This is a genomic window from Hyphomonas adhaerens MHS-3 (assembly GCF_000685235.1).
GTDB classification, from domain to species: Bacteria; Pseudomonadota; Alphaproteobacteria; order Caulobacterales; family Hyphomonadaceae; genus Hyphomonas; species Hyphomonas adhaerens.
Genome location: NZ_ARYH01000004.1, coordinates 92,526 through 114,734 on the forward strand (window position 1 = coordinate 92,526; position 22,209 = coordinate 114,734).

18 protein-coding genes are annotated in these 22,209 nt (G+C 59.1%); 5 read left to right on the plus strand and 13 right to left on the minus strand.

Features of this window, described 5'->3' with window-relative positions; genetic code table 11:
• The first annotated feature begins 25 nt into the window (after positions 1–25).
• On the plus strand, positions 26–1,675 hold the full coding sequence (groL, locus tag HAD_RS16935) for a chaperonin GroEL (protein WP_035573887.1): 1,650 nt from the start codon (positions 26–28) through the stop codon (positions 1,673–1,675).
• A 180-nt stretch (positions 1,676–1,855) separates the two neighbouring features.
• Positions 1,856–3,478, plus strand: a complete 1,623-nt coding sequence (locus HAD_RS16940) for an acyl-CoA synthetase (RefSeq protein WP_035573889.1) — start codon at positions 1,856–1,858, stop codon at positions 3,476–3,478.
• 6 nt (positions 3,479–3,484) lie between these two features.
• Here the strand turns inward: HAD_RS16940 and HAD_RS16945 are convergent, their stop codons facing one another.
• The 11 genes from HAD_RS16945 to HAD_RS16995 all read right to left on the minus strand — a co-directional run bounded on the left by HAD_RS16945 (position 3,485) and on the right by HAD_RS16995 (position 14,636).
• Positions 3,485–3,916: a PaaI family thioesterase gene (locus HAD_RS16945; protein ID WP_035573891.1), complete on the minus strand. Its 432-nt coding sequence runs from the start codon at positions 3,914–3,916 to the stop codon at positions 3,485–3,487.
• Entirely contained in the window at positions 3,913–4,374 is a 462-nt protein-coding gene (locus HAD_RS16950; protein WP_035573892.1) for a DUF192 domain-containing protein, read from the minus strand. Before HAD_RS16950 ends, HAD_RS16945 begins: the two co-directional genes overlap by 4 nt.
• Positions 4,375–4,436: 62 nt before the next feature.
• Positions 4,437–4,961 (minus strand): cold-shock protein, encoded by a 525-nt coding sequence (locus HAD_RS16955; RefSeq protein WP_035573894.1) that lies wholly within the window; start codon positions 4,959–4,961, stop codon positions 4,437–4,439.
• Positions 4,962–5,148: 187 nt separating this feature from the next.
• A complete protein-coding gene (locus tag HAD_RS16960) occupies positions 5,149–5,796 on the minus strand; it encodes a hypothetical protein (RefSeq protein ID WP_156942323.1) in 648 nt (215 codons plus the stop codon).
• 67 nt (positions 5,797–5,863) lie between these two features.
• Entirely contained in the window at positions 5,864–8,005 is a 2,142-nt protein-coding gene (locus tag HAD_RS16965; RefSeq protein WP_035573899.1) for a beta strand repeat-containing protein, read from the minus strand.
• A gap of 159 nt (positions 8,006–8,164) precedes the next feature.
• Entirely contained in the window at positions 8,165–9,007 is an 843-nt protein-coding gene (locus HAD_RS16970) for a hypothetical protein (RefSeq protein WP_156942324.1), read from the minus strand.
• Positions 9,008–9,193: 186 nt separating this feature from the next.
• Positions 9,194–10,066, minus strand: coding sequence for a CsgG/HfaB family protein (locus HAD_RS16975; protein WP_051596434.1), 873 nt, complete (start codon positions 10,064–10,066; stop codon positions 9,194–9,196).
• Between the two features lie 73 nt (positions 10,067–10,139).
• On the minus strand, positions 10,140–10,610 hold the full coding sequence (locus tag HAD_RS16980) for a curli assembly protein CsgF (RefSeq protein WP_206741294.1): 471 nt from the start codon (positions 10,608–10,610) through the stop codon (positions 10,140–10,142).
• Positions 10,603–11,526: a hypothetical protein gene (locus tag HAD_RS16985; protein ID WP_035573904.1), complete on the minus strand. Its 924-nt coding sequence runs from the start codon at positions 11,524–11,526 to the stop codon at positions 10,603–10,605. Before HAD_RS16985 ends, HAD_RS16980 begins: the two co-directional genes overlap by 8 nt.
• 221 nt (positions 11,527–11,747) lie before the next feature.
• Positions 11,748–12,842, minus strand: a complete 1,095-nt coding sequence (locus HAD_RS16990; protein WP_035573906.1) for a helix-turn-helix transcriptional regulator — start codon at positions 12,840–12,842, stop codon at positions 11,748–11,750.
• Between the two features lie 120 nt (positions 12,843–12,962).
• Positions 12,963–14,636, minus strand: coding sequence for a BCCT family transporter (locus HAD_RS16995; protein ID WP_084332042.1), 1,674 nt, complete (start codon positions 14,634–14,636; stop codon positions 12,963–12,965).
• Positions 14,637–14,879: 243 nt separating this feature from the next.
• Between HAD_RS16995 and HAD_RS17000 the strand changes: the two genes are divergently transcribed.
• From HAD_RS17000 to HAD_RS17010, 3 genes are all read left to right on the plus strand, one after another.
• Positions 14,880–17,513: a TonB-dependent receptor gene (locus HAD_RS17000; protein WP_035573908.1), complete on the plus strand. Its 2,634-nt coding sequence runs from the start codon at positions 14,880–14,882 to the stop codon at positions 17,511–17,513.
• Positions 17,514–17,593: 80 nt separating this feature from the next.
• Complete coding sequence (locus tag HAD_RS17005) at positions 17,594–19,585, plus strand: tetratricopeptide repeat-containing sulfotransferase family protein (protein ID WP_035573910.1); 1,992 nt, start codon at positions 17,594–17,596, stop codon at positions 19,583–19,585.
• Between the two features lie 10 nt (positions 19,586–19,595).
• On the plus strand, positions 19,596–20,078 hold the full coding sequence (locus HAD_RS17010; RefSeq protein WP_035573912.1) for a MarR family winged helix-turn-helix transcriptional regulator: 483 nt from the start codon (positions 19,596–19,598) through the stop codon (positions 20,076–20,078).
• 96 nt (positions 20,079–20,174) lie between these two features.
• Here the strand turns inward: HAD_RS17010 and HAD_RS17015 are convergent, their stop codons facing one another.
• Together HAD_RS17015 and HAD_RS17020 are read right to left on the minus strand one after the other, a co-directional pair.
• A complete protein-coding gene (locus tag HAD_RS17015; RefSeq protein WP_035573914.1) occupies positions 20,175–20,948 on the minus strand; it encodes an SDR family NAD(P)-dependent oxidoreductase in 774 nt (257 codons plus the stop codon).
• Complete coding sequence (locus HAD_RS17020) at positions 20,948–22,204, minus strand: acyl-CoA dehydrogenase family protein (protein ID WP_035573916.1); 1,257 nt, start codon at positions 22,202–22,204, stop codon at positions 20,948–20,950. Before HAD_RS17020 ends, HAD_RS17015 begins: the two co-directional genes overlap by 1 nt.
• Between the last annotated feature and the right edge of the window lie 5 nt (positions 22,205–22,209).

The following is a 22,209-nucleotide window of genomic DNA, read 5'->3' on the forward strand; positions in this document are numbered from 1 at the left end:
AGCAAATTCAAAGAGGAAACTCGAAATGGCTGCAAAACACGTAGTTTTTGGCGCTGAAGCCCGCGAAAAGATGCTCAAGGGCGTCGACACGCTGGCCAACGCCGTAAAAGTCACGCTCGGCCCGAAAGGCCGTAACGTCGTCATCGAAAAATCCTTCGGCGCACCGCGCACCACGAAGGACGGCGTCACCGTCGCAAAAGAGATCGAGCTGGAAGACAAGCTCGAGAACATGGGCGCGCAGATGCTGCGCGAAGTCGCCTCCAAGGCCAACGATGTGGCCGGTGACGGCACCACGACGGCAACCGTTCTCGCTCAGGCCATCGTTCGCGAAGGCATGAAGCGCGTCGCTGCCGGCATGAACCCGATGGACCTGAAGCGCGGCATCGAAAAAGCCTCCGCTGAAGTGGTCAAGGACCTTGCCCACCACTCCAAGAAAGTGAAGTCCAACGACGAGATCGCCCAGGTCGGCACGATTTCCGCGAACGGCGACACCGAAGTCGGCGCGATGATCGCTGAAGCCATGGCGAAAGTCGGCAATGAAGGCGTCATCACGGTTGAAGAAGCCAAGTCGCTCGAAACCGAACTCGACGTCGTCGAAGGCATGCAGTTCGATCGCGGCTACCTGTCGCCGTACTTCATCACCAACCCGGACAAGATGATCGCCGAACTCGAAGACGCGTACATCCTGCTTCACGAGTCCAAACTGTCCAGCCTGCAGCCGATGCTGCCGATCCTGGAACAGGTTGTTCAATCCCAGAAGCCGCTGCTCATCATCGCTGAAGACGTCGATGGCGAAGCCCTGGCAACCCTGGTGGTCAACAAGCTGCGTGGCGGCCTGAAGATCGCTGCTGTGAAAGCCCCTGGCTTCGGCGACCGCCGCAAGGCCATGCTGCAGGACATCGCTGTCCTCACCGGCGGCCAGGTCATCTCCGAAGACCTCGGCATCAAGCTGGAAAACATCTCGATGGACATGCTGGGCACAGCCAAGCGCGTTTCCATCGACAAGGACAACACGACCATCGTCGACGGCGCCGGCAAGAAGAAAGACATCGAAGCTCGCGTGTCCCAGATCCGCAAGCAGATCGACGACACCTCGTCCGACTATGACCGTGAGAAACTGCAGGAACGCCTGGCCAAGCTGGCTGGCGGTGTTGCCGTGATCAAGGTCGGCGGCGCAACCGAAGTCGAAGTGAAAGAGCGTAAGGACCGCGTCGACGACGCCCTGAACGCAACCCGCGCCGCTGTCGAAGAAGGCATCGTTCCGGGTGGTGGTACGGCCCTGCTCCGCGCCTCCAAGAACATCGACTCTGTTGGTGACAATGATGACGAGAAAGCCGGCATCGACATCGTCCGCAAGGCGCTCGAAGCTCCGGTTCGTCAGATCGCCGAAAACGCGGGTGTCGAAGGTTCTGTGGTCGTGAACACGATCCTGCAGACCAAGAGCCGCTCGCACGGCTTCAACGCCCAGACCGAAGAATATGGCGACCTGGTTGCCATGGGCGTCATCGACCCGGTGAAAGTTGTCCGCTCGGCCCTGCAGAACGCCTCTTCCGTGGCTGGCCTGCTGATCACGACGGAAGCTGCCATCGCCGAAGCACCTAAGAAGGATGCACCGGCCGGCGGCGGCATGCCGGACATGGGCGGCATGGGTGGCATGGGCGGCATGGGCTTCTAAGCCAATCCCCCATTCCCTCGCGGAATGACCTTAGGGCGGCCCTCCGATTTCGGAGGGCCGCCTTTGTTTTGGCCATTGATGACCGTAACGTCACTGGTACGATCTTCCGGCAATCTGCCCTGGCAAGCTGGCACAAAGACCAGCAGCGCCCTGCCCAGGAGCAGAAGACGGAGGAAACCCATGACCGAGCTCAATTTCTGGAACCTTGGCGATATCCTGGATGCGGTCGGCGCCGCGCTGGGGCCGGAGGACATGGCGCTGATCCATGGCGATCGCCGCATTTCCTGGCCCGACATGACGGCCCGGTCCAACCGGATGGCGCGCAACCTGCTGGCCCGCGGCGCAAAGGTCGGCGACAAGGCCGGCTTCTACCTGCGCAACCAGCCGGAATACATGGAAGGTCTCGCCGCCTGCTTCAAAGGCCGCCTGACGCATGTGAACGTCAATTACCGCTACCTCGAAGAAGAGCTGTTCTACATTTTCGACAATTCCGATGCGACGGTCGTGTTCTTCGATGTCGAGTTTATGGACCAGGTATTGAAGGTCCAGCCCCGCCTGCCGGAAGTATTGGTCTGGGTGCAGGTCGGCGGCGGCAAAACGGCCGACTTCGCAATCGCCTATGAAGAACTCGCGACAGAAGGCGACCCCTCTCCGCTGGGCATTCCGCGTTCCGGCGACGACCTCCTTTTCCTCTACACCGGCGGGACGACCGGCATGCCGAAGGGCGTGATGTGGTCTCACGAGATCTGGCGCCGCGCCGGCATGGAAGGCGCCGAGGCGCAGGGCCTGCCGGTTCCATCGAACATGGACGAACAAGTCATGGCGGCGCAGGCGCTTGGCCGGCATGTCCGCAACATTCCCGCCTGCCCGCTCATGCACGGCACGGGCCTGTTCACGGCCATGGGCTCGATGATGGGCGGCGGCACCATCGTGACACTGACAGAAAACAAACGCTTCAACCCGCAAAACCTGTTCGAAACGGTCGAACGCGAAGGTGTGACCAATATGGCCATCGTGGGCGATGCCTTCGGCAAGCCGATGCTGGCCTATCTCGACGCCAATCCCGGAAAGCACAAGCTGGACTCGGTTGTGGGCATCATCTCCTCCGGCGTGATGTGGAGCACCGAGGTCAAGCGCGGCCTGCTGCGCCATATGCCGAACGCGGCCATGACCGACAGTTTCGGCGCCTCTGAAGCGGTTGGCTTCGGCACATCCATCATGACCGCAGACGGCGAAGTGAAGACCTCAAAATTCACCATCGGCTCGAAGTGCAAGGTGTTCACCGAGGACGGCCGCGAAGTCGTGCCAGGCAGCGGCGAGGCCGGCTTCATTGCCCGCGGCGGGGCTGTGCCGCTCGGCTATTACAAGGATCCGGAGAAGTCCGAAAAGACGTTCAAGACCATCAATGGCGTGCGCTATTCCGTGCCTGGCGACTGGTGCACGGTGGAATCGGACGGCACCATCACGCTGCTGGGCCGCGGCTCCAACTGCATCAACACCGCCGGGGAAAAGGTCTACCCAGAAGAGGTCGAGGAAGCGCTGAAAGCGCACGACGCCGTGAAGGACGCCCTTGTCGTCGGTGTGCCGGATGACAAATGGGGCCAGGCCATCACCGCGGTCGTCGCCCTCGACGGGCAGGCCGACGAGGCATCGCTAACCGAATTCGTGAAAACGAAGCTGGCCCACTACAAGGCGCCGAAACGCATCCTGTTCAAGGACGATCTCGGCCGGGCGGTGAATGGCAAGGCGGACTACAAGTCGATCAAGACGTTCGTTCTGGCCGAACTCGGCATCGACGCCTGACGCCTATCAGGTCTTCCGGCGCCGCAGGGACCGGAAGACCGCGTCGGCCCGCGCGACGAGCGCGCCATCTTCGGTCACCATGTCGGCCATGACATGGACGAGATCGCCGTCCACACCTTTGACCTGCGGATGCGCTTCCAGCCATGTGCCTTCCGGCACAATCCCCATGAATTCCATGGTCAGCTTGATTGTGACGGACATGCGCTCAGTGGCGGACCAGACAGCCCAGGCGAGCGCGCTGTCTGCAAAGGCGCAGATCATGCCGCCATGCATAAAGCCCATGCCGTTGCAGTGACGGTCCAGCACCCAGATACCGCTGCGAAAATCGTCCTCGCCCTTCGCCAGATAGGACGGGCCATTGTGGATCGAGAACTTGCCGCGGGTGGGGCGTGGCGCAAAGCCGGGCGGCGGCGGTTTAAGCGCGCCGTCTTCGCTCATTCGTCTGTATTGCCGAAAATGGGATGAACCACTTCATCGCCCGGCTCGATACCGAGTTCTGCGGCCCGGCCGCCATTCAGCTCCAGCACCGACTTCACCGGAACCCCCGGCGAGATCGTACGCAGCGAGCCCGGCACGGTCTGGCGCGCAATCGCGATGACTTTCCCGTTCGGGTCCATGAACAGCATGTCCAGCGGGATCAGCGTGTTCTTCATCCACATGGCCGCTTCGCGCGGCTGGCCAAAATCGAACAGCATGCCGGCATCGGCGTCCATGCTTTCGCGGTTCATCAGGCCGGTGGTGATTTCTTCCGGCTCATCGGCGATCTCCACCGTGAAGACGTGGTCGCCATTCGCGGATTCGATGGTCAGCGGGCTGGTTTCCAGCTCGGCCAGCGCGGCCGGCGCGGAAAGGACGAGGGCGAGGGCGGCCATGCCGCTGACGAGAAAGCGTTTCATGCGCCATGGTTTAGCCGCCCGCCTGACGAGCGGCAAGCATTCGTGGCGGTTGGAGAATGCAATCAGCGGGGCTTCAGGCTGGTAACGTGTTCGCCTTTGGCGCCATCTTCGATAATGGCATCAAGCGGTGTGCCCGGCTCGATCTCTTCGTAGCCGGCTTTCCGCAGCACGACGGCATGGACGAAGATGTCCTGATCCTTGCCTTCCCGCTGCACAAAACCGTAACCGCGCCCCCGGTTGAACCATTTCAGAGTCACCGGTTCGAAGTCCGGCTGGACGCCCAGCTCCCGGGCTACGACAGCCTTGGGGCGCTCCATCTCAATGATGCTGGCCGTCTGCCAACCGCGCTCGGTCTGCATCGCATTGCAGACAATGCGGGCGCCTTCATCGGCGTAGGTTTCGCCATAGGATCGCAGGCAGGTAATATGCAGCATGACGTCGCTCGTCAGACTCGCGTCCGACGTCGATTCCGCCACGATAAAGCCGTAGCCCTTGGCGCTGTCGAACCATTTGACACGGCCAATCACACGCACCGTTTCGGGCGTGGGGTCCGGTTCAGATTCAGATCTTGCAGCTATTCCCGTCATCAACCCATATTCCCCAATGACGTAACGTAAGAAATGTTAACGCGCTTGTCACGCGATCTTCACACGAAAATCCGCCTGACAGCCAATTGAACGCCTAATGGTCAAATGTGGAGAAAATTGGTGGATGGCGTCGCACCAGATGAAATACACGGAGAAACGTGACGGGCCGGTACCGGCACAGCATTTTTTATTGGGGCTGAATAATGACAGCCCCCGGTGGCAGGCCGGGTACTGGCTGGTCTGGAACCGCAAGGTCCGCTGGCGGTTTTGTTGCACCGGACAAGAAATCACTGCCGGCAGATTGCGCCCCTTGCGACTTCGTCCTACCACGGCCGATTTCGTCCACGGCCCGGTTCGCATCAAAGGTGCCTTTATTGCCGGTGCCCGGCGCCACGACCGTCAAGGTCATGCTGCTGTCCCCCACCGCATCAGCACTGGCGGATTTGGGTTTAAGGCTTGAACGACATTGCTCGCTATTCTGCAAATCGCCGAGACACGGATCATCTACATCAATAGCCGACTGGAGAACGGCGTCTGTGTCCGGGCTGGAAGGTATCTGACTGATATGTGATCCGGTTTTGCGCAGGCTCGAACGCTGATCGCTCGGTTCCACCTGCTCCGCCTGGATCCTGGCGCTGTTCTTTTCAGGCTCCTGCGGGGCGGTCGGCGGCACCGGAGGGGGCGGTTCTTCAGGCTTTTGATTGAGGGGAACCATGCCGAGCAATTCCTGAGGGCTGATCTGAGTGCTGCAGCCTGCTGCGCAAACAGCAGCAGACAGCACCGCGGCCCGAAAGACCAAACGCCCCATTCTCGCGTTGCTGGTTCCGTTTTTCATTCGCAATTCCGATTCACGCCGGACAATAGCAGGCCCCGGTCCGGAAACCGAACCGGGGCCATCCGAACTATTGATTGATGGTGGCCATATTGCCAGCACCGTTTTGCGTGATGGATGCAATGCCAGCTCCGGCAACCGTCTGGTAGATACCAGCGGTATTGCTCGCACCGTTCTGCAGGATGGTGGCGTCGTTGCCATCCGTGGACTGCACGATGGTCGCTTCCGACAATTCATTGCCCGTCTGCTGGATCAGGGCGTCATTGTCGTCACCCGACTGGGTGATTTCAGCAATCCGGTCACGGCTGAAGTTCGCGCTCGATCCGGTCTGCTGGATGTCGGCGTCGTTGCCGTTCCCGCTCTGGGTGACCGTTGCGCTATCCCGGCCGGAACGCTGCAGGACATCTGCTGTGTTTAAATAACCGGTTTGCGTGATCTGAGCCCCATTTCCATAGCCCGACTGATCGATACTCGCCATGTTGAACGACGCACCGCCAATCTGATCGATCGTACCGGTATTGGATTTGCCGGTCTGTGTCACATCAGCCTGGTTGCCATCCCCAACTTGCGTCACATAGGCGTTCAGCGAGTTGTCCTGCCAGACGCGGCCTTCCTGGGTCACATCCGCAGAGTTTCCATTGCCATCCTGGTAGACGTCTGCCGTCACACTGAAGTCAGACTGGATGCCCGAAGCTGGCGCATTGTCATACTGATTGACATTGACCAGGTTCCCGTCACCGAACTGATCGACCGTCGCGAGGAAATCCTTCGTGGAATCCTCATTGAAGGTCTGCGTGACATTGGTCGTGCTCGCTCCATCCTGATTCACGATAGCCGCCATATTGCTTTCGCCGTCCGCATTCATTGTTTGCGTGACATTGGCAATGGCGCCATTGTCCTGCGTCACATCTGCCGAGATACCGGTGGAACCGTTCCCAAATATGGCCTGGGTCACATTGGCCGTAGACCCGCCGTTCTGATTGACCACGGCCGAAACATCACCCGAGGTAACAGCGCCACCCCAGGTCGTAGACGGATTGTCGACAGTCTGGGTTACATAGGAAGTCGAACCACCATCCTGGGTCACGTTGGCTGAAATGCCCGCAGCCCGGAGGCCATCTGCCGTCTGCGTAACCTCGGAGATTGACGCGCCAGACTGATTGACGGTCGCGAACACGTTCTTGGCGTCACCGCCCGTCGCGGTCTGATCCACAGTCGAGTCCGAACCATCCGACTGATTTACAATCGTGCGGAGCGTTCCGGTGAAATTGGGGCCCGTGCCGGTCTGTTCGACATCCGAAGTGTTGGCATTGCCGTTCTGGGTAACATTGGCGACTTGGTTGAACCCGCCACCAAGGTTCGTCTGAACCACCTGAGAGGTGTTGTCATCGCCATACTGCAGAACGGTCGATTCCGGGTCCGCATTGTAGGCGTTATCAATGCCGATCGAGCCGTTGGCGGAGTCATCGACCTGGGTGATGATTGACTCGTTGCCGCTTCCAGTCTGCACATTATCGGCATAAGCGCCTATTCCATCCTGGCTCATGACGGAGCTGTTGTCGTTGCCGGTTTGCTCCACCGATGCGACACCGCCTTCGCCTTCCTGCTCAACGGACGCACTGTTGGAAAGGCCAGCCTGCGTGACCGTTGCGTAGTCAACGGTGCCACCTTGCGCAACGAGGGCGGTGTTGTCAGAACCCGTTTGCGCCACGGAGGCAACTTCGCCGCCTTCATCCGCATCATAGTCCTGCCCCTGGGCGACAGTTGCCGAGTTTCCTTGTCCGCCCACCTGGGTCACGGTTGCCGTCTGCGAAACGACGCCCGCGGTGTACTGATCGACGTCGGTATAGTTCGGTGCGGCGCCGACATTCGTGTCAGAGTATTGCGTGACATCGGCCACGTTCCCGACGGTGGAGCCAGCCTCACTGACCTGATCGACATCCGCCTCGTTTGCGGCGATCTGGTAGTTATCGATCCCCGGAGGCGCATGCCCCTGGCGAACCGTCGCGTCGTTCAGATCACCCGTCTGATCCACCTCCGCGTAGTTTTCGTTACTTTCCAATCCGGTCGATACCAGATCGGAATCCAAAGTCTGGTCAACGTCGGCCGTGTTGCCGGCACCGGTCTGATTGACGACCGCTTCTTCAGCTAACGCAGGGCCTCCGAAACATAGTGCCGCCATGGCGACAGTTACGAGTAATTGCTTGCGCATGAGGTATCTCCTTATCATTGCACAATCCGCCTGCCGGTTCGTTCTCGAACCAGCGATTCCAAAGGCCAATCTGGAAGATACATCCTGTCCCCCACATGGCTTCTGCCACGCCCCGCCGTCATAAAGACTAAGGCATGTCCCCACCCAGACCTAGACCGGTCATGGCCCGCTCTGCGTCACACTGACTGCTCCGCAGCCTGATGATATGACGCAGCCCGTCTGGTTAATCGTATATTCAAGCGCAGTGCCGGTCTGAACCAGTACCGCGGAAAGCCCCTCTCCATCCTGGAGAATCGCGCCTCTGTTTCGGTCCCCGTCTTGCTCAATAGCGGCGCTGTTGTCTGCACCAGTCTGTTCAATCAGGGCGGAGTTGTCGTCACCCGTTTGGGTGATGGACCCAAAATTTTCTGCTGCCGCGAGCGTGCCTGGCGCAATCGTCTGCGCTATCGCGCCGGAATTCCCATTGCCCGTCTGAACAAGTCGTGCAGTGTTGGAATAAGTCGGGCCGAAATCATTCGTCTGCCGCACATCGGCAGAGTTGAAATCTCCCTTCATGGTGACAGAGGCCGAGTTCTGCCCCGGTCCATCGACAGCACTTTGCGAGATGGAGAATGTGTTCTCGTCGCCAACAACACTGACCTCTGCGGTCGCACCATCCCCGGTCTGGGTGATCGTGTTGGCCCTGTCGCTGGCCCGATTCATCTGGCCTTGCACATAGGCATCGACGACAAGATTCTTGCCGTCCTGAATGATCTTCACCTGGTTTCCCGCGCCAGATTGCGCCAGACGGGTCCGGGCCAGGACATCTGAAATCTGTTCGATATTGGCAAAGGACTGTTTCGTCCCCTGATCCGCCATGGCTGGCAGAGCGCCGCCACCCAACAATGCGCAACCGGTCACCATGACCACAGGCCAAAACCCGCCATATGCCAGGTTGCGACCGTTATTGGGTTGTCTTCCACGTGGTGACATCCACGCACCTCCCGAGTTGCCCGCCAGCAAGACTGGCGGTATCAATCGGGAGCAGCCGATTGGCTGCCCCCGGGGAGAGACCGGTCCGAGCGCCAACTTGAAGTCGGCCTCTCCCCACCCTGGCGCACCGCGCCGGTTTATCCTTTGGTGTTCAAGCCTGGTCTCTTCCGTGAGTCATTCAGGTGACCCGGCCCGAACCAGGCGTCACTTATCCAGTCAATTCTGCTCTCCTTGCAGCAGCTCCTTCGGCACACTTTCCAGTGCGTTCTTGGGAAATTCCGTGCGATAATTTGCGTCGTAGAAGTCGATCGCAGCTTGCCCCTGTGCCGGATCTGAAAACTTCCACAGCCCTGACTTCACACCCTCGATGATCATTCCGTAGACCGCTTTCTCGAGGGCCTGCCTGACCGCCAGATGCCGCGGCTGATTCAGTGTAATGCCAGCCTCGGCTTCCAACAGCTCCCGGTAGGCGACATATTTGAATGCATTGGCATGCCAGGCGACAGAGGCGACCCTCTGCTCGGTCGAAACGGAGATGAGCACTTCACCCGTCTTGACGCTCACCGCGCGCAGGTAAACGGAAACAGCGTCTTCCCGGTATTGTGTATCCATACCGATGCCAAGGTATCGCGCGCCCGCACCACCCGTCTGCGTATTTGTATCATATCCGGTGATGGCTCCTTCGATCAGGGTGCCCGCAAACAGAAGAGCCGGCAAAGCCATGGAGTCTTTCGCGGACTCTCCGAGGTAGCGCTGGCGCATCTCGAGGATGATCTGGCGTTCCTTCAGGAGGTTATCGAGCTTCTCCCGCTCGACGACCTTGAACCAGCTCTGGTCACCGGCATCCTGGAGCGCCTTGATGAGAATGGGGGTCGCGCCCTGGGTCACCGCCCGTGACAGCGTCTGCACAGTATCGCTTGGCTTGAATGCCCCCGTTTCGTCACTCACACCGTAAACAGCCACCGGAATCTGCTCCGATGGCTTCGGCAGCCAGAGCAAGGCGTATTCGGTTTGGGTCCTCGGATTGACGACCGGTTCAGCCATTTTGGTCTTCACCTTCGGTGGTGTGCCACAGGACGCCAGCACCATGGCCAATGCCAACACAGGCGCTGCGCCCCTTTTAAAACTTCGCATCAAAAATCTACTCCCCGCACATTTCCGATCAGCCGCCAGTCGTGAAAATCGGAACGACAATTTCAGTCGTCGATCCGGTCGTCGCGTCGAAAATCGTCAGCGTGATGGAATCCAGTCCCCGCTCAAATTCCACCGTCTGATCGCCAAACACGACGCGCCCATAGTCCTGAGGGTCATCTCCGAAAATAGCGTTCGCGACTTCCGAAGCGAGACCGGACAACAAGCGGCTTTGCAGCTGGCGAATGAAAAGGTCGGCCTGAGGATCGCTGGACGAAACGCTTGACGGCGGCTCGGTGTCATCCTGCGCGTTTGCGACGCCCAGCAGGTGGGACGAATTGAAGGGATTGCCGCCGAATGAGGGATTCACCGGTGTGTAGACCAATTCCTGCGCAGAGACGGCCGGCGCGCTCACGACACCCCCCACCAGCATCAAAGCCAGTAAAGACAACATCCCTGTCAGGATTTTTTTCGGGGATTTGCCTGCTGGTGACTTAGTCATTTTTCGGTCCTCTCCAACGCTCTCCATCCACGATAAGCCGACCGGCACGCGTCAGGTTGATCTCCCCAAGTGTGACCCCACCGGTCACATAGGCTCTCGCGGCGGCCCCAATGGCGATCCGCGAAGTGGAGGCAACACCATTCACATCAAGCGAGGACGCCCCATCCAGCTCTGCGGTCAGCTCTGATAAATCGACATCTGCCAGGGTCGCCCGGCTGGTGCCGGACATGAACACCTGCGCAGCACCGACCACTTTCTCTGAATTCAACTTCGACGCCCGTCCCAGACAGGCGCTCAGAAGCCGCCCCACATTTGAGATCCGGATCTGGCCGCCATTGCTGGCATCGATGTCGGCCCGCCGCGCATGTTCAATACTGAACTGGGCGGCCCCGGTCGTCGTCAGGCGAAGTGTTTCCTTCACACTCTTTGCGACGACGTGCGCACAGCCGCCTGCAAGAATTTCAAGGTTTTCTATGTCCGACACTTCGGCATCCCCTGCGCGAAGCACCAACTTCACATCAGCAGTTTCGGGAACCGAAACGATAATGGCGGGAAAGTCCGTTATCGGGTGCGCTGCGCCGTCTTCGAAAGAAATGGACAGTACACCATTTGTCCGAACGCAGTTCATGGCGATCGGCGCAGGCATGCCCCGTATTCTCAAGCCAGACGCGGCGGTTTCCTCCACCACCACCCGGCCAAGATCTGATCCGCCTTCTGTAATGGAGACAACACTGGCCGCACTCTGATCACTTCGTACAATGCGGACTGTGCCAATAAAGTCGTCGATCTGAAGCCCCACTTTACCCCCGGTCCGATCCGATGGCAGGCTCGCGTGCGCCGCCATGGAAAGGAGGGGCAGTCCGCACAGCAGGCCAACCACCCGGCCGAGTTTCGGCTTCCATACGGAAACTTCCATCAGCGCATCTCCTTTTCCATGACATCCCCAACCCAGACCTCACATTGAAGAAACGTAGTTCCTCGCAGCTCGCGTCCCCAGCCACTCAGGATCGTTTCCCTCGTTTAGAGAGCTAACAAAGCGTTAATGCCCCAAAGGTGTCATCCCTCATTTGGGGGATGCACGCTCTGGCAGACGAAATTTTCTTTCTTCGGGTGAAAGGTGTGACGGATGCGCCACGCTCAGTCGTGGTAGTCGAACGCGAACCGAGACAATTTGATGATAATTTCGGCCTGGCGCCGCGTGCCTGTTTTCATAAGTATCGACTTGAGAAGGGATTTGACCGTGCTGATCGCAACCTCCCTCCCTTCAGCAATCTCAGCCAGCGTATCTCCGGCATAAAGACGCTCACACACGTCACATTCGGCATCTGTCAGAATGAAGGCCTGCCGCAGAAGATGGCGGTCCAGCCGCTTTGGAGCGAGCAGCGGATCCAGCACGAGAATGGCGTGGCCGGACCTTCCGCCAAAGTTTTTCAAAGCCGGTACCGGCGTCACGGTGCAGATGAATGTCCGCTCGGGGCGGAGGCGCGTAAAAGAAAAGCGCCCACCGGCCAGACCGTTTGTTCCCCTCAGGGCGGCGGCGAGCGCGAAGTTCACTTCATCCGACAACATGTCGAGACGGCCGAAATGGTCCCGCCGGATCAAGCCGGCCGATAGCAAATTCTCGAAATGCTCCGAATACCGCAGCAGGACGCCTTCCCTATCAAGGATCGCGACGTGAGCTTGCGGGCCAAAAAGATCCAGCAAGGAAGACGCCCGCGTATCAACGATTTGCTCTGCCAGTTGCACAACAGGCAAAGCGCTCTGCACGATGCTTGCGAACCTTTCGATGACATCCGTTTCAAACGGGCCATCTTCATAGGGACGCGCAATGGCGAGACCGACGATGTGCCCCTCTCCTCTGGAAAGGATTGCTCCCGAGAACTGCCCGATCCGGGCCGGGATCAGGAATTCCTGATATACAGGAAGAGTCCGGACTGTTTCAGCATCCACCAGGTCCGCATCATGAAAGATGCGACCGGTCGGCATGATATCAAATACCTTTGTCCGCGGATTTTCGGCGAGGTAGTCCGCTTCCTTGCAGAACAGCTCCAAATCGACAGATCCAAAAATGGCAGAGTCCAGGATCAGGTTCTCATCGCTGACGGCAATCATCTGTACCGTGCCGGCGCCGCAATACTCCGTCAGCCACTCTAATGCCGCTGGCAGACTTTCGCTGTCACTCATCCCTTCCAGCAACAATTCCTGGAAACGGCCAGGTGAGCCGGTTGCCATCTACTGCTCCTCTACTTGCCCTTAAAAGTAGAAACATAGATTTTTTATCTGATATGGCAACAATTATTAAGGTTTACACGATCGGCGCGTCTGTGGACCGACAGGCAGGCTGAAGCAGCTTCACGCCTCTTGCGAATTCTCCGCTTCCGAATTCTCTGCTTCAAAATTCTTCATCGCCTTCAATTCGTCTCGCAACCCCAGGTAAAGGCTGAAGCAACACGCGAGCAGGATGAAGGTGAAAGGCAATGCGGCGGTGATCGTACCCGCCTGCAAGGACTGGAGCACATCTGTGCCGCCACCATACAAAAGGGCCGACGCGGTCAGTCCGAGCATGCAGGCCCAGAAGACACGCTGCGCGACCGGGGCGTCCGTCTTGCCGCCGCTGGTGATCGTATCGACCACAAGCGCGCCGGAATCCGCCGACGTCACAATGAAGACAACCAGCAGGAAAATGGCGACGACGGACGTAATCTCCGCGAATGGAAGATCTTCCAGCATCTGGAACAGGACAAGCGAAGCACTGCTCACGCCATCGGCCAGTTCACCCGTGCCCGACTGGTTGAGGGTCAGCGCCGTTTTGCCAAATGCCGTGAACCAGATCACGCAGATGGTGAAAGGCGCTAGCAGGACGACGGCGAAGTATTCCCGCACGGTCCGCCCCTTGGAAATCCGCGCGATGAACATGCCAACGAACGGCGACCAGGAAATCCACCAGGCCCAATAGAAAATGGTCCAGTCGTGGAACCAAACGATGTCTGGCCGATCCACCCAGTTGGTCAGCGCAGGCGTATCGGTGATGTAGGCCAGAAGGTTCTGCCCCAACCCGGTGAAGATCAGGATTGTCGGCCCGGCAATGACCACAAAGATCAGCAAGCCAAAGGCAATGCCCATATTGATGTTGCTGAGCAGTTTCACCCCACCGTCCATGCCGCGCAGAACGGACAGCACCGCCAGCCCCGTCATGAACGCGATCAAGGCGATCTGCAGGTAGCGGTTCGGTTCGAACCCGAAGAGGTAGGCCAGTCCGCTGGTCGCCTGGGTCGCGCCGATGCCGATTGTCGTGGCCAGTCCGAACACCGTCGAAACGACCGCGAACATATCGATGATATGGCCGGGCCAGCCCCAGACGCGCTCGCCGAAGACATGGTAACAGGCAGATCGTATGCTGAGCGGCAAGCCCTTGTTGTGGGCAAAGAAACCCAGCGCCAGTCCGACAATGGCGTAGATGGCCCAGGGCGCCAGCCCCCAGTGGAAGATGGTCGCGCTGAACGCAAGCCGCTCCGCCGCCGGAGTTGCCGGTGGTACATTCAGCGGCGTGCCGTACCAATCTGTGTAGTAGGCGAGCGGTTCAGCCGCCCCATAGAACATGAATCCTACCCCGACGCCTGCAGCAAACAGCATGGCCACCCAGGAATGGATCTTGAATTCCGGTTCGGCAGACGCGCCGCCCAACCGGATCCGCCCCATTGGACTGAACGCAAGGTACAGTGCAAAGGCGAAAACGATCACGGGCGTGACGGCGAACAGCCAGTCTGCGCGCTGGAGCGTCCAGGTCTTGGCCGCCGTCAGGTAAAGCGTCGCGGCATCCGGAAAGATGAGACTCATCGCTCCGAACAGGACGATCAGGCCTGCGCTGAGGAAAAAGACCGGGTTATGGACGTCCAGCCCTGCGATTTCGACATTGTCCTGGCCGACTTCGTAGTCGGTTTCATAAACAAACAGGGTTTCTTCTTCGGCGGGGGATGTTTCGGGTGCGTCAGCAGCCGATACGCTTGGGTCGAAATCTTGAGCCATACGCGGCTATTGCCGTAATTACGTCGATAGTCAAATGATCGGGGTGCAGGTGGGGACACCCCGGATACACAGAATGTGGACTTTGTGTAACAGTTTGCAGCCAATCCGGGGGATATAACAGCCCCAGCCCTTTAGATTATCGAAATAACCAAGTAGCTCAGACACATCGAGCAGCCACGATTCTATTGCTGCGCGCCCGTTCGGTGTGCGCGCCACGGCTGGAATTGACCCAAGGGGAAGAATATGAAGAAGTTAAAGTACGGCGCGTCGCTGATGGCGATCGCCGGCCTCGTCGCGACGTATGCCCACGCTCAGGAAACTGCACCGGCACAGCCGGCTGCGAAGGTAAAGCGTCTTCAGGCCGTCACCGTCACCGCCACCAAGCGTTCAGAAAGCGCCCAGAGCATTCCTGTCGCCGTGACCGCACTCGGCGAGCAGGAACTTCAATCGCTCGGCGTGAAAAGCTTCAATGACTACCTGATTCAGCTACCGGGCGTGACCGCTGGCGGCGCTGGCCCCGGCCAGAACACGATTTACATCCGCGGCCTCGCATCGACGACTCCGAACCTGACCGTTGCCGGCGTGGCTGGTCTTGCGCCGAACGTCAGCTTCTATCTCGACGAACAGCCGCTGGCCCAGCCGGGCCGTAACCTCGACGTCTACGCCGCCGACATTGAGCGCGTGGAAGTCCTTTCCGGTCCGCAAGGCACTCTCTTCGGGGCCAGCTCCCAGGCCGGTACGGTTCGCATGATCACGAACAAACCTTCGCTGAACGGCTTTGATGCCGGCTTCAACGCGGCGACCTCGTTCACCGATGGCGGCGAGATGAGCAACAGCGTCGATGTGATGATCAATCTTCCGATCAACGACAAACTGGCTGTCCGCGGCGTGGTCTATACCGACTCACAAGGCGGCTATATCGACAATGTCGGCGGGACACTCTCGGCCGCAGAATCAGCCCGTTTCCGCTCAGCCGGAACCGTTCGCGCGAATGGCGTTCCGGTCAGCCGCCAACGTGATGGCTTCCAATCTGCAACACAAGTTGCGGACAATCTGACAGACGACAAAACAACAAACGACAACGCTCTTCTGGCAGACTTGTCCGATGTCAATTTCATTTCTGCCAACAATGGCACCATCGCCGAAAACGACATCAATGACGTGACGTATAAGGGCTTCCGCCTGAGTGGCCTGTACGAAATTAACGAGGACTGGGACATCCTGCTCCAGCACTCCCAACAGCAGATCGATGCCGAAGGTGTCTTCTCCGCCGATCCGGAACTGGACGATTACGACATTGTCCGCTTCACGCCGGAAAACACCGAGGACAAATTCCACAATACTGCCTGGACGGTGAACGGCCGCCTGGGGGCACTGGAAGCCGTCTACACTGGCGCGTATACGGAACGCACGACAGACCAGACCGTCGACTATTCCGACTATCTGTTCGTCGGCCAGTATCTGCCTTACTATATCTGTGACTACTCGGTCACCTATCCGGCCGCAGCACCGACAGGCACCTGCTACGCCCCGAACCTCTATGTGACATCGCACAGCGAAACGAAGGTTCAGACGCACGAGCTGCGCTTCAATACGCCCGAACAGTATCGCTGGCGCGCCACCTTCGGCGGCTTCTTCAGCGACCTTGAACTGGCCGAACGCAATGACTTCGTCTATCCGGGATCAACCCAGGTTGCCTACACGGACGGCACAATCGGCTTCGCACCGAACTATCCGCTGACCAATGTGGATGCCGTTGGTGCAATCGGCGATGCCTATCCGGGCTATTACAGCCAGCCAGGCCCCTTCCCGGCCGGTGTGATCTTCCGCAATGACGTGAAACGCACGGACAAGCAGCTTGGCATCTTCGGCGAAACCAGCTTCGACCTCACCGACCAGTTCTCCCTGACATTAGGTGCCCGTTACTATGATGTTGAAGTGGACCTGGAAGGCAGCGCCAACTCGTCCTTCTACAACCTTTATACTGAAAGCGACCAGCAGGTATTCGGTACCAACATCTCCTACATCTACGGCCCGGACAGGCCGGCGGGTAACCCGGATAAGGCGGCGACTGACGGCTTCATCTACAAGGTCACAGGTGAGTGGACGCCAACCGCCGACACGCTGTTCTATGCAACCTATTCGGAAGGTTTCCGCCCAGGCCTGCTGAACCGCCCAGGTGGCGCGCAGGGCCCCGGCGGCTACGTTGTGCCGTATGCTGTGGATACTGACGAAGTGAAGAACTATGAGATCGGCTGGAAAACCGAGCTCTTCGACAATTCGCTGCGTTTCAATGGATCGGCCTTCTTTGTCAAAGTCGATGGCCTGCAGACGACCATCTTCGATCCGTCGATCGTCAACCTGTTCTTCTCGGACAACGCGGCGAACGCGGAAATCCAGGGCGTCGAGGGTGACTTCACCTGGGCCCCGGCATCTATTGAAGGCCTGACCGTCGCCGGTGCCTTCTCCTTCCTGGATACGGAGATCACGGAAGTCCTGGTGCCGACCAATGATGTCGTCAAAGGATCGGACCTCGCCTTCGCGCCGTCCTATCAGGGTAACCTGCGTGTCCGCTATGAGTGGGATCTTGAACAGCAGATTGCTGGTCAGTCGCTCCGCGCCCACGTGATGCCACAGGTCATCATCTCTGATGACTCGTTCACCGATGTGATCGAGATCAACAAGATGAAACTCGACGGCTACACCACGCTCGGTGCATCCGCGGGTGTGACAGGCGACAACTGGACGGCCGAACTCTTCGCCACCAACCTGACGAATGAGTATGCGGCCCTCAGCGGCAGCTTTGTCTATGACCGCGAGCGCATCACGCCGATGCGGCCAAGAACGATTGGGATCCGCTTCTCCTACGACTACTAGGACAGCCCAAGACTTGATCCTGAAGCAGCGCCCTGACACTTTCAGGGCGCTGTTTTCTTATTGAGGAATACCCTGACGCGATGACCGAACCGGCCACACCTGAAGCCGCCCTGCAGCAGGCGCAGAAGTCCATCCAGTCCGGCGATTTCCAGACCGCGTCGAAGATCACGTCCGAGGTTCTGGCGCAGCATCCGCAGCACCGGGACGCCCTGTACATGGCCGCGGTCTGCGCCAGGTATCAAAACCGCCATGATGACGCGTTCGCCCGCCTTGCAGACCTCAAATTGGTTTCGCCGGACTATGGCCGTGCCTGGCAGGAAGAAGGCCATCTTCGCCGCAAGCTGGGCGATAGCGCCGGTGCCCTGACGGCCTTTGAACGTGCCACCCGGTACAACCCGTCCCTCATTGCCAGCTGGAAGGCCCTCGCAGACCTGCAGGCCGCCAGCGGCAATACAGTTGCCGCGAACAATGCGCTTGCACAGGCTCAGAGGCTGCAGGCATTGCCGCGCGAGCTGCTAGCGGTGACCAATCACATTCATGAAGGGCGAATTTTCCGGGCCGAGGAAATCGCGCGGGCCTTCCTGCAGCGCAATCCGACGCACGTTGAAGGCATGCGCCTGCTCGCTGACATCGGTTCGCGCCTGGGCGTTCAGGAAGATGCCGACTTCCTGCTGGAAAGTGCCGTAGAGCTCGATCCGGACAACATTCAGCTCCGTCTCGACTACATCCAGGTCCTGCGGAAGCGGCAGAAATTCGCCGCCGCCCTGGAGCAGGCAAACATCCTGATGGCCCGTGACCCGGACAATCCGATCTTTCAGTCCCACTATGCCATCGAGAGCATGCAGGCTGGCGACTATGAAACAGCGCTTGAGTATTTCGACCGCGTCTTGACGGCCCTGCCGGACGATCCGGCAACACTCGTATCGCGCGGTCATGCCCTGAAGACTTATGGGCGCACAGAGGACGCAGTGGCCTCTTACCGGCGCGCGACGGAAGTCGCTCCAGGCCATGGCGACGCCTGGTATGGGCTGGCGAACCTGAAGACCTATCGCTTCACGGATGATGAACTCACAACCATGGAAGCGCAGGCGGCATCGCCGGATCTGGATCACATGTCACGCATCCATATCGCGTTTGCACTCGGCAAGGCGCGGGAGGATCAGAAGGACTATGATGCAGCCTTCGCCGCCTATGCCAGCGGCAACGCGCTGAAGCACCAGACAATCCGCTACACGACCGAACAGATGCAGGCCGAACTTGCAGCGCAGAAAAAACACTGCACGGCATCCCTGTTCGAAAACCAGAGCGGCAAGGGCGATCCGGCGCCGGATCCGATCTTCATCCTCGGCCTGCCCCGGGCCGGTTCAACACTGATCGAACAGATCCTTGCCTCACACCCGGATGTCGATGGCACTTTGGAGCTGCCGAACATTCTGTCCCTGGCCCACCACCTTCGCGGCCGCAGCCAGATAACGGACCGGGACCGCTACCCCCGTATCCTGCACGAAATGCCGGCGGAAGAGCTGAGCGCGCTCGGCCAGGATTATATTGAAAACACGCGGATACACCGGCAGGGCGCGCCCTTCTTCACCGACAAGATGCCGAACAATTTCCGCCATATCGGCCTGATCCACCTGATCCTGCCGAATGCGAAGATCATTGATGCCCGGCGCAACCCGATGGATTGCTGCTGGTCCGGGTACAAGCAACTCTTCGCCGAGGGGCAGGAGTTCACCTATAGCCTGGAGGATATCGGCCAGTATTACCGCGCCTATGTCGACCTCATGGAACACTGGGACGCCGTCCTGCCCCCGGGCCGGATTCTGCGCGTCCAGCACGAGGACGTCCTGGATGACCTGGAGGGACAGGTTCGGCGCCTGCTGGATTATTGCGGCCTGCCCTTCGATGAGCGCTGCGTGAACTTCCACCAGACCGAACGCGCTGTCAGGACGGCAAGTTCTGAACAGGTTCGTCGTCCGATCAACAAAGGCGGACTTGAACAATGGCGCCCATATGAGGCACACCTTGGACCTCTGAAATCCGCGTTGGGGCCAGACCTCGCGCCAGCTTAGGTTCAAGACATTGAGCAAACGGTCTGAAGATGCGCTCATCGCCCTGCGCAAGATCCAGCGCATAACCGAATTGTCGTCCAAACGGCTTGCCGTGATGGCCGGCCTGACACCTTCACAGCTGAGTGTGCTGCGCATCCTCACGGAATATCCCGAAGTCTCGGCGGGCTATCTCGCCAAAGCTACCCAATTGAAGCATGCCACCATCACCAGCCTGATCGACAAGCTCGAAGCGCGCAGCCTCATCGCGCGCCGCAGGTGCGACGAAGATAAACGCCGTGTCTGGTTGCGCCTCCTGCCAGCAGGCAAGACCGCGCTGGCGGATGCTCCCGACCCGTTGCACCAGATCTTTTCGGAGCGCTTCAATGCCCTGCCGGACTGGCAGCAGGCGATGCTGATTGCCTCTCTGGAGCAGGTGACCAATTTATTGGATGCCGAAGATCTGGAAGCTGCCCCTATGCTGGATGTAGGTGAGCTGGACAAGCATCCCTTGTAGGAGTGCTTTCTACAGCGCCAGACACCTGTAACGGAACACCGCGCGTGGTCTCTACGCGGATGGCTTCCGCCTCTTACAGAGCATTAGGCCGACCGGCTACCGGTCGCCCTGACCGTCATCAACACGGATGCTGGTGCCGGTGACGGCATCCGACGCAGGCCCGACCAAATAAAGCAATGTGGAGTCGAGTTGGGCGGGATTGCCAATGCGTTTGCGGGGAAAATGCTGAGCGATATCTCCCATGCGGCTGAGCATGCCGTCCATCATCTCGGATTCAAACGCACCCGGCGCAATCGCATTTACATTGATGTTGTAGCGTGCCCACTCGACAGAGAGTGTCTCGGTCATCCTTACCACAGCGGCCTTGGATACCGAGTAGAGTGCCGCGCCTGAACCATTGTAACTGTATGCTGCTGAAGACGCGATATTGACGATACGTCCCGGTTTCCCCGCCGCAATCAGCCGCCGCGCGACTTCACAACTCAGGATGAAGGGCGCCCGCACATTGATGTCCAGCACGCGATCGATGAGTTCGACTTCCATTTTGTGTGCGCGCTGCGCATCCGGAATGCCGGCATTGTTGACGAGAATGGAAACGAGCCCCAGCGCTGCCTCGGCCTTCGCAACACCTTCTATCAACTGGTCTGCATCCGTTGCGTCCATCTTGATCGCAACGGCTTCCCCGCCGTCTTTCCGGATCTCCTCCGCCAGGGCTTCCAAACGGTCGACGCGCCGGGCAGCCAATGCGACCTTGGCTCCGCAACTTGCAAGGACTTTCGCGAAGCGCAGGCCAAGTCCCGAAGACGCACCGGTGACCAATGCAGTTTGACCGGAAAGGTCTGTTGAATTGTTAGGGAGAGTATACGTCATCACTTACGCTGCCCGCTTGTTGGTATGTCTTTGAACGGAATACCCTTGTCCACGCGGATATCTCCAGGCAGGCCCAGCACGCGTTCCCCGATAATGTTCCGAAGGATTTCATCTGAACCGCCCTCGATACGGGTCGCTGGTGAGCGCATCAGCATCGCCTGGAACCGGCCGTTCTGAGGGCTGGTTTCATCCCATTGAACACCGGCCTGTCCCTGAAGGTCCAGTGCGTAAATCGCCAGGTCCTGCATCGTTGCACCCGCAACAAGCTTGCCGATCGAGTTTTCCGGTCCCGGTGTCTCGCCTTTCGACAGCGCCGTAATGGCACGCATGCCTGTGTATTTAAGTCCGCTTTGACGAACGGCAAACTGCGCCAATTTCGACCGAACCGCAGAATCTTCAACGGCAGGACGTCCCTCAACCTCAGCCTCCATACAGAAGCGGAACAGTTCCGGAAATCCAGCAGACATCCCGGAGCCGATCGACAGACGTTCATTCATCAGTGTCGTGAGCGAAACTTCCCATCCCTGCCCAACAGCACCAAGCCGCTGTGCGTCCGGAATCCGGACATCCGTGAAATAGACCTCGTTGAAACCCGACGCACCGTTTGCCTGCTTGATCGGTACGACCTCTACACCCGGCGTCTTCATGGAGAGAAAGAACATGGTGAGCCCTTTGTGCTTCGGCACATCCGGGTCTGTTCGCGTGATCAGGAGCCCCCAGTCGGAATTCTGGGCACCACTGGTCCAGATCTTCTGGCCATTGATGATCCAGTCGCCGGACCCGTCATCCGCCTTGACGGCGCGCGTGCGCAGGCCAGCCAGATCAGAGCCGCCAGCCGGTTCGGAGAAGAGCTGGCACCAGACCTCTTCGCCACTTGCCAGTGGCGGCAGCAATTCGCGCTTCTGCTCTTCCGATGCCCAGGTCATGACGGTCGGACCGCACATGCCGTGGCCGATGGTGAACAGACCGCCTAGAGCCGCGTAGGGCCCTTCTTCCTGCCCCCAGATCACACGTTCAATCGGGGTCCGCGCAGCGCCGCCATATTCCTTCGGCCAATGCAGGCATGCCCAACCGGCATCGTATTTCTTCTTTTGCCATGCCTTGGCGGCAGCGATCGGGTCTTCGCTGACAACAGCGCTGGACCCAAAGCTGGCCCGGCGCAGTTCAGCCTCCAGGTGTTTCGGGGCATTGGCGTCAATCCAGGAGCGTACCTCCTTGCGGAAAGCTGCTTCTTCGGGTGTGTCTTCAAAATCCATATCCG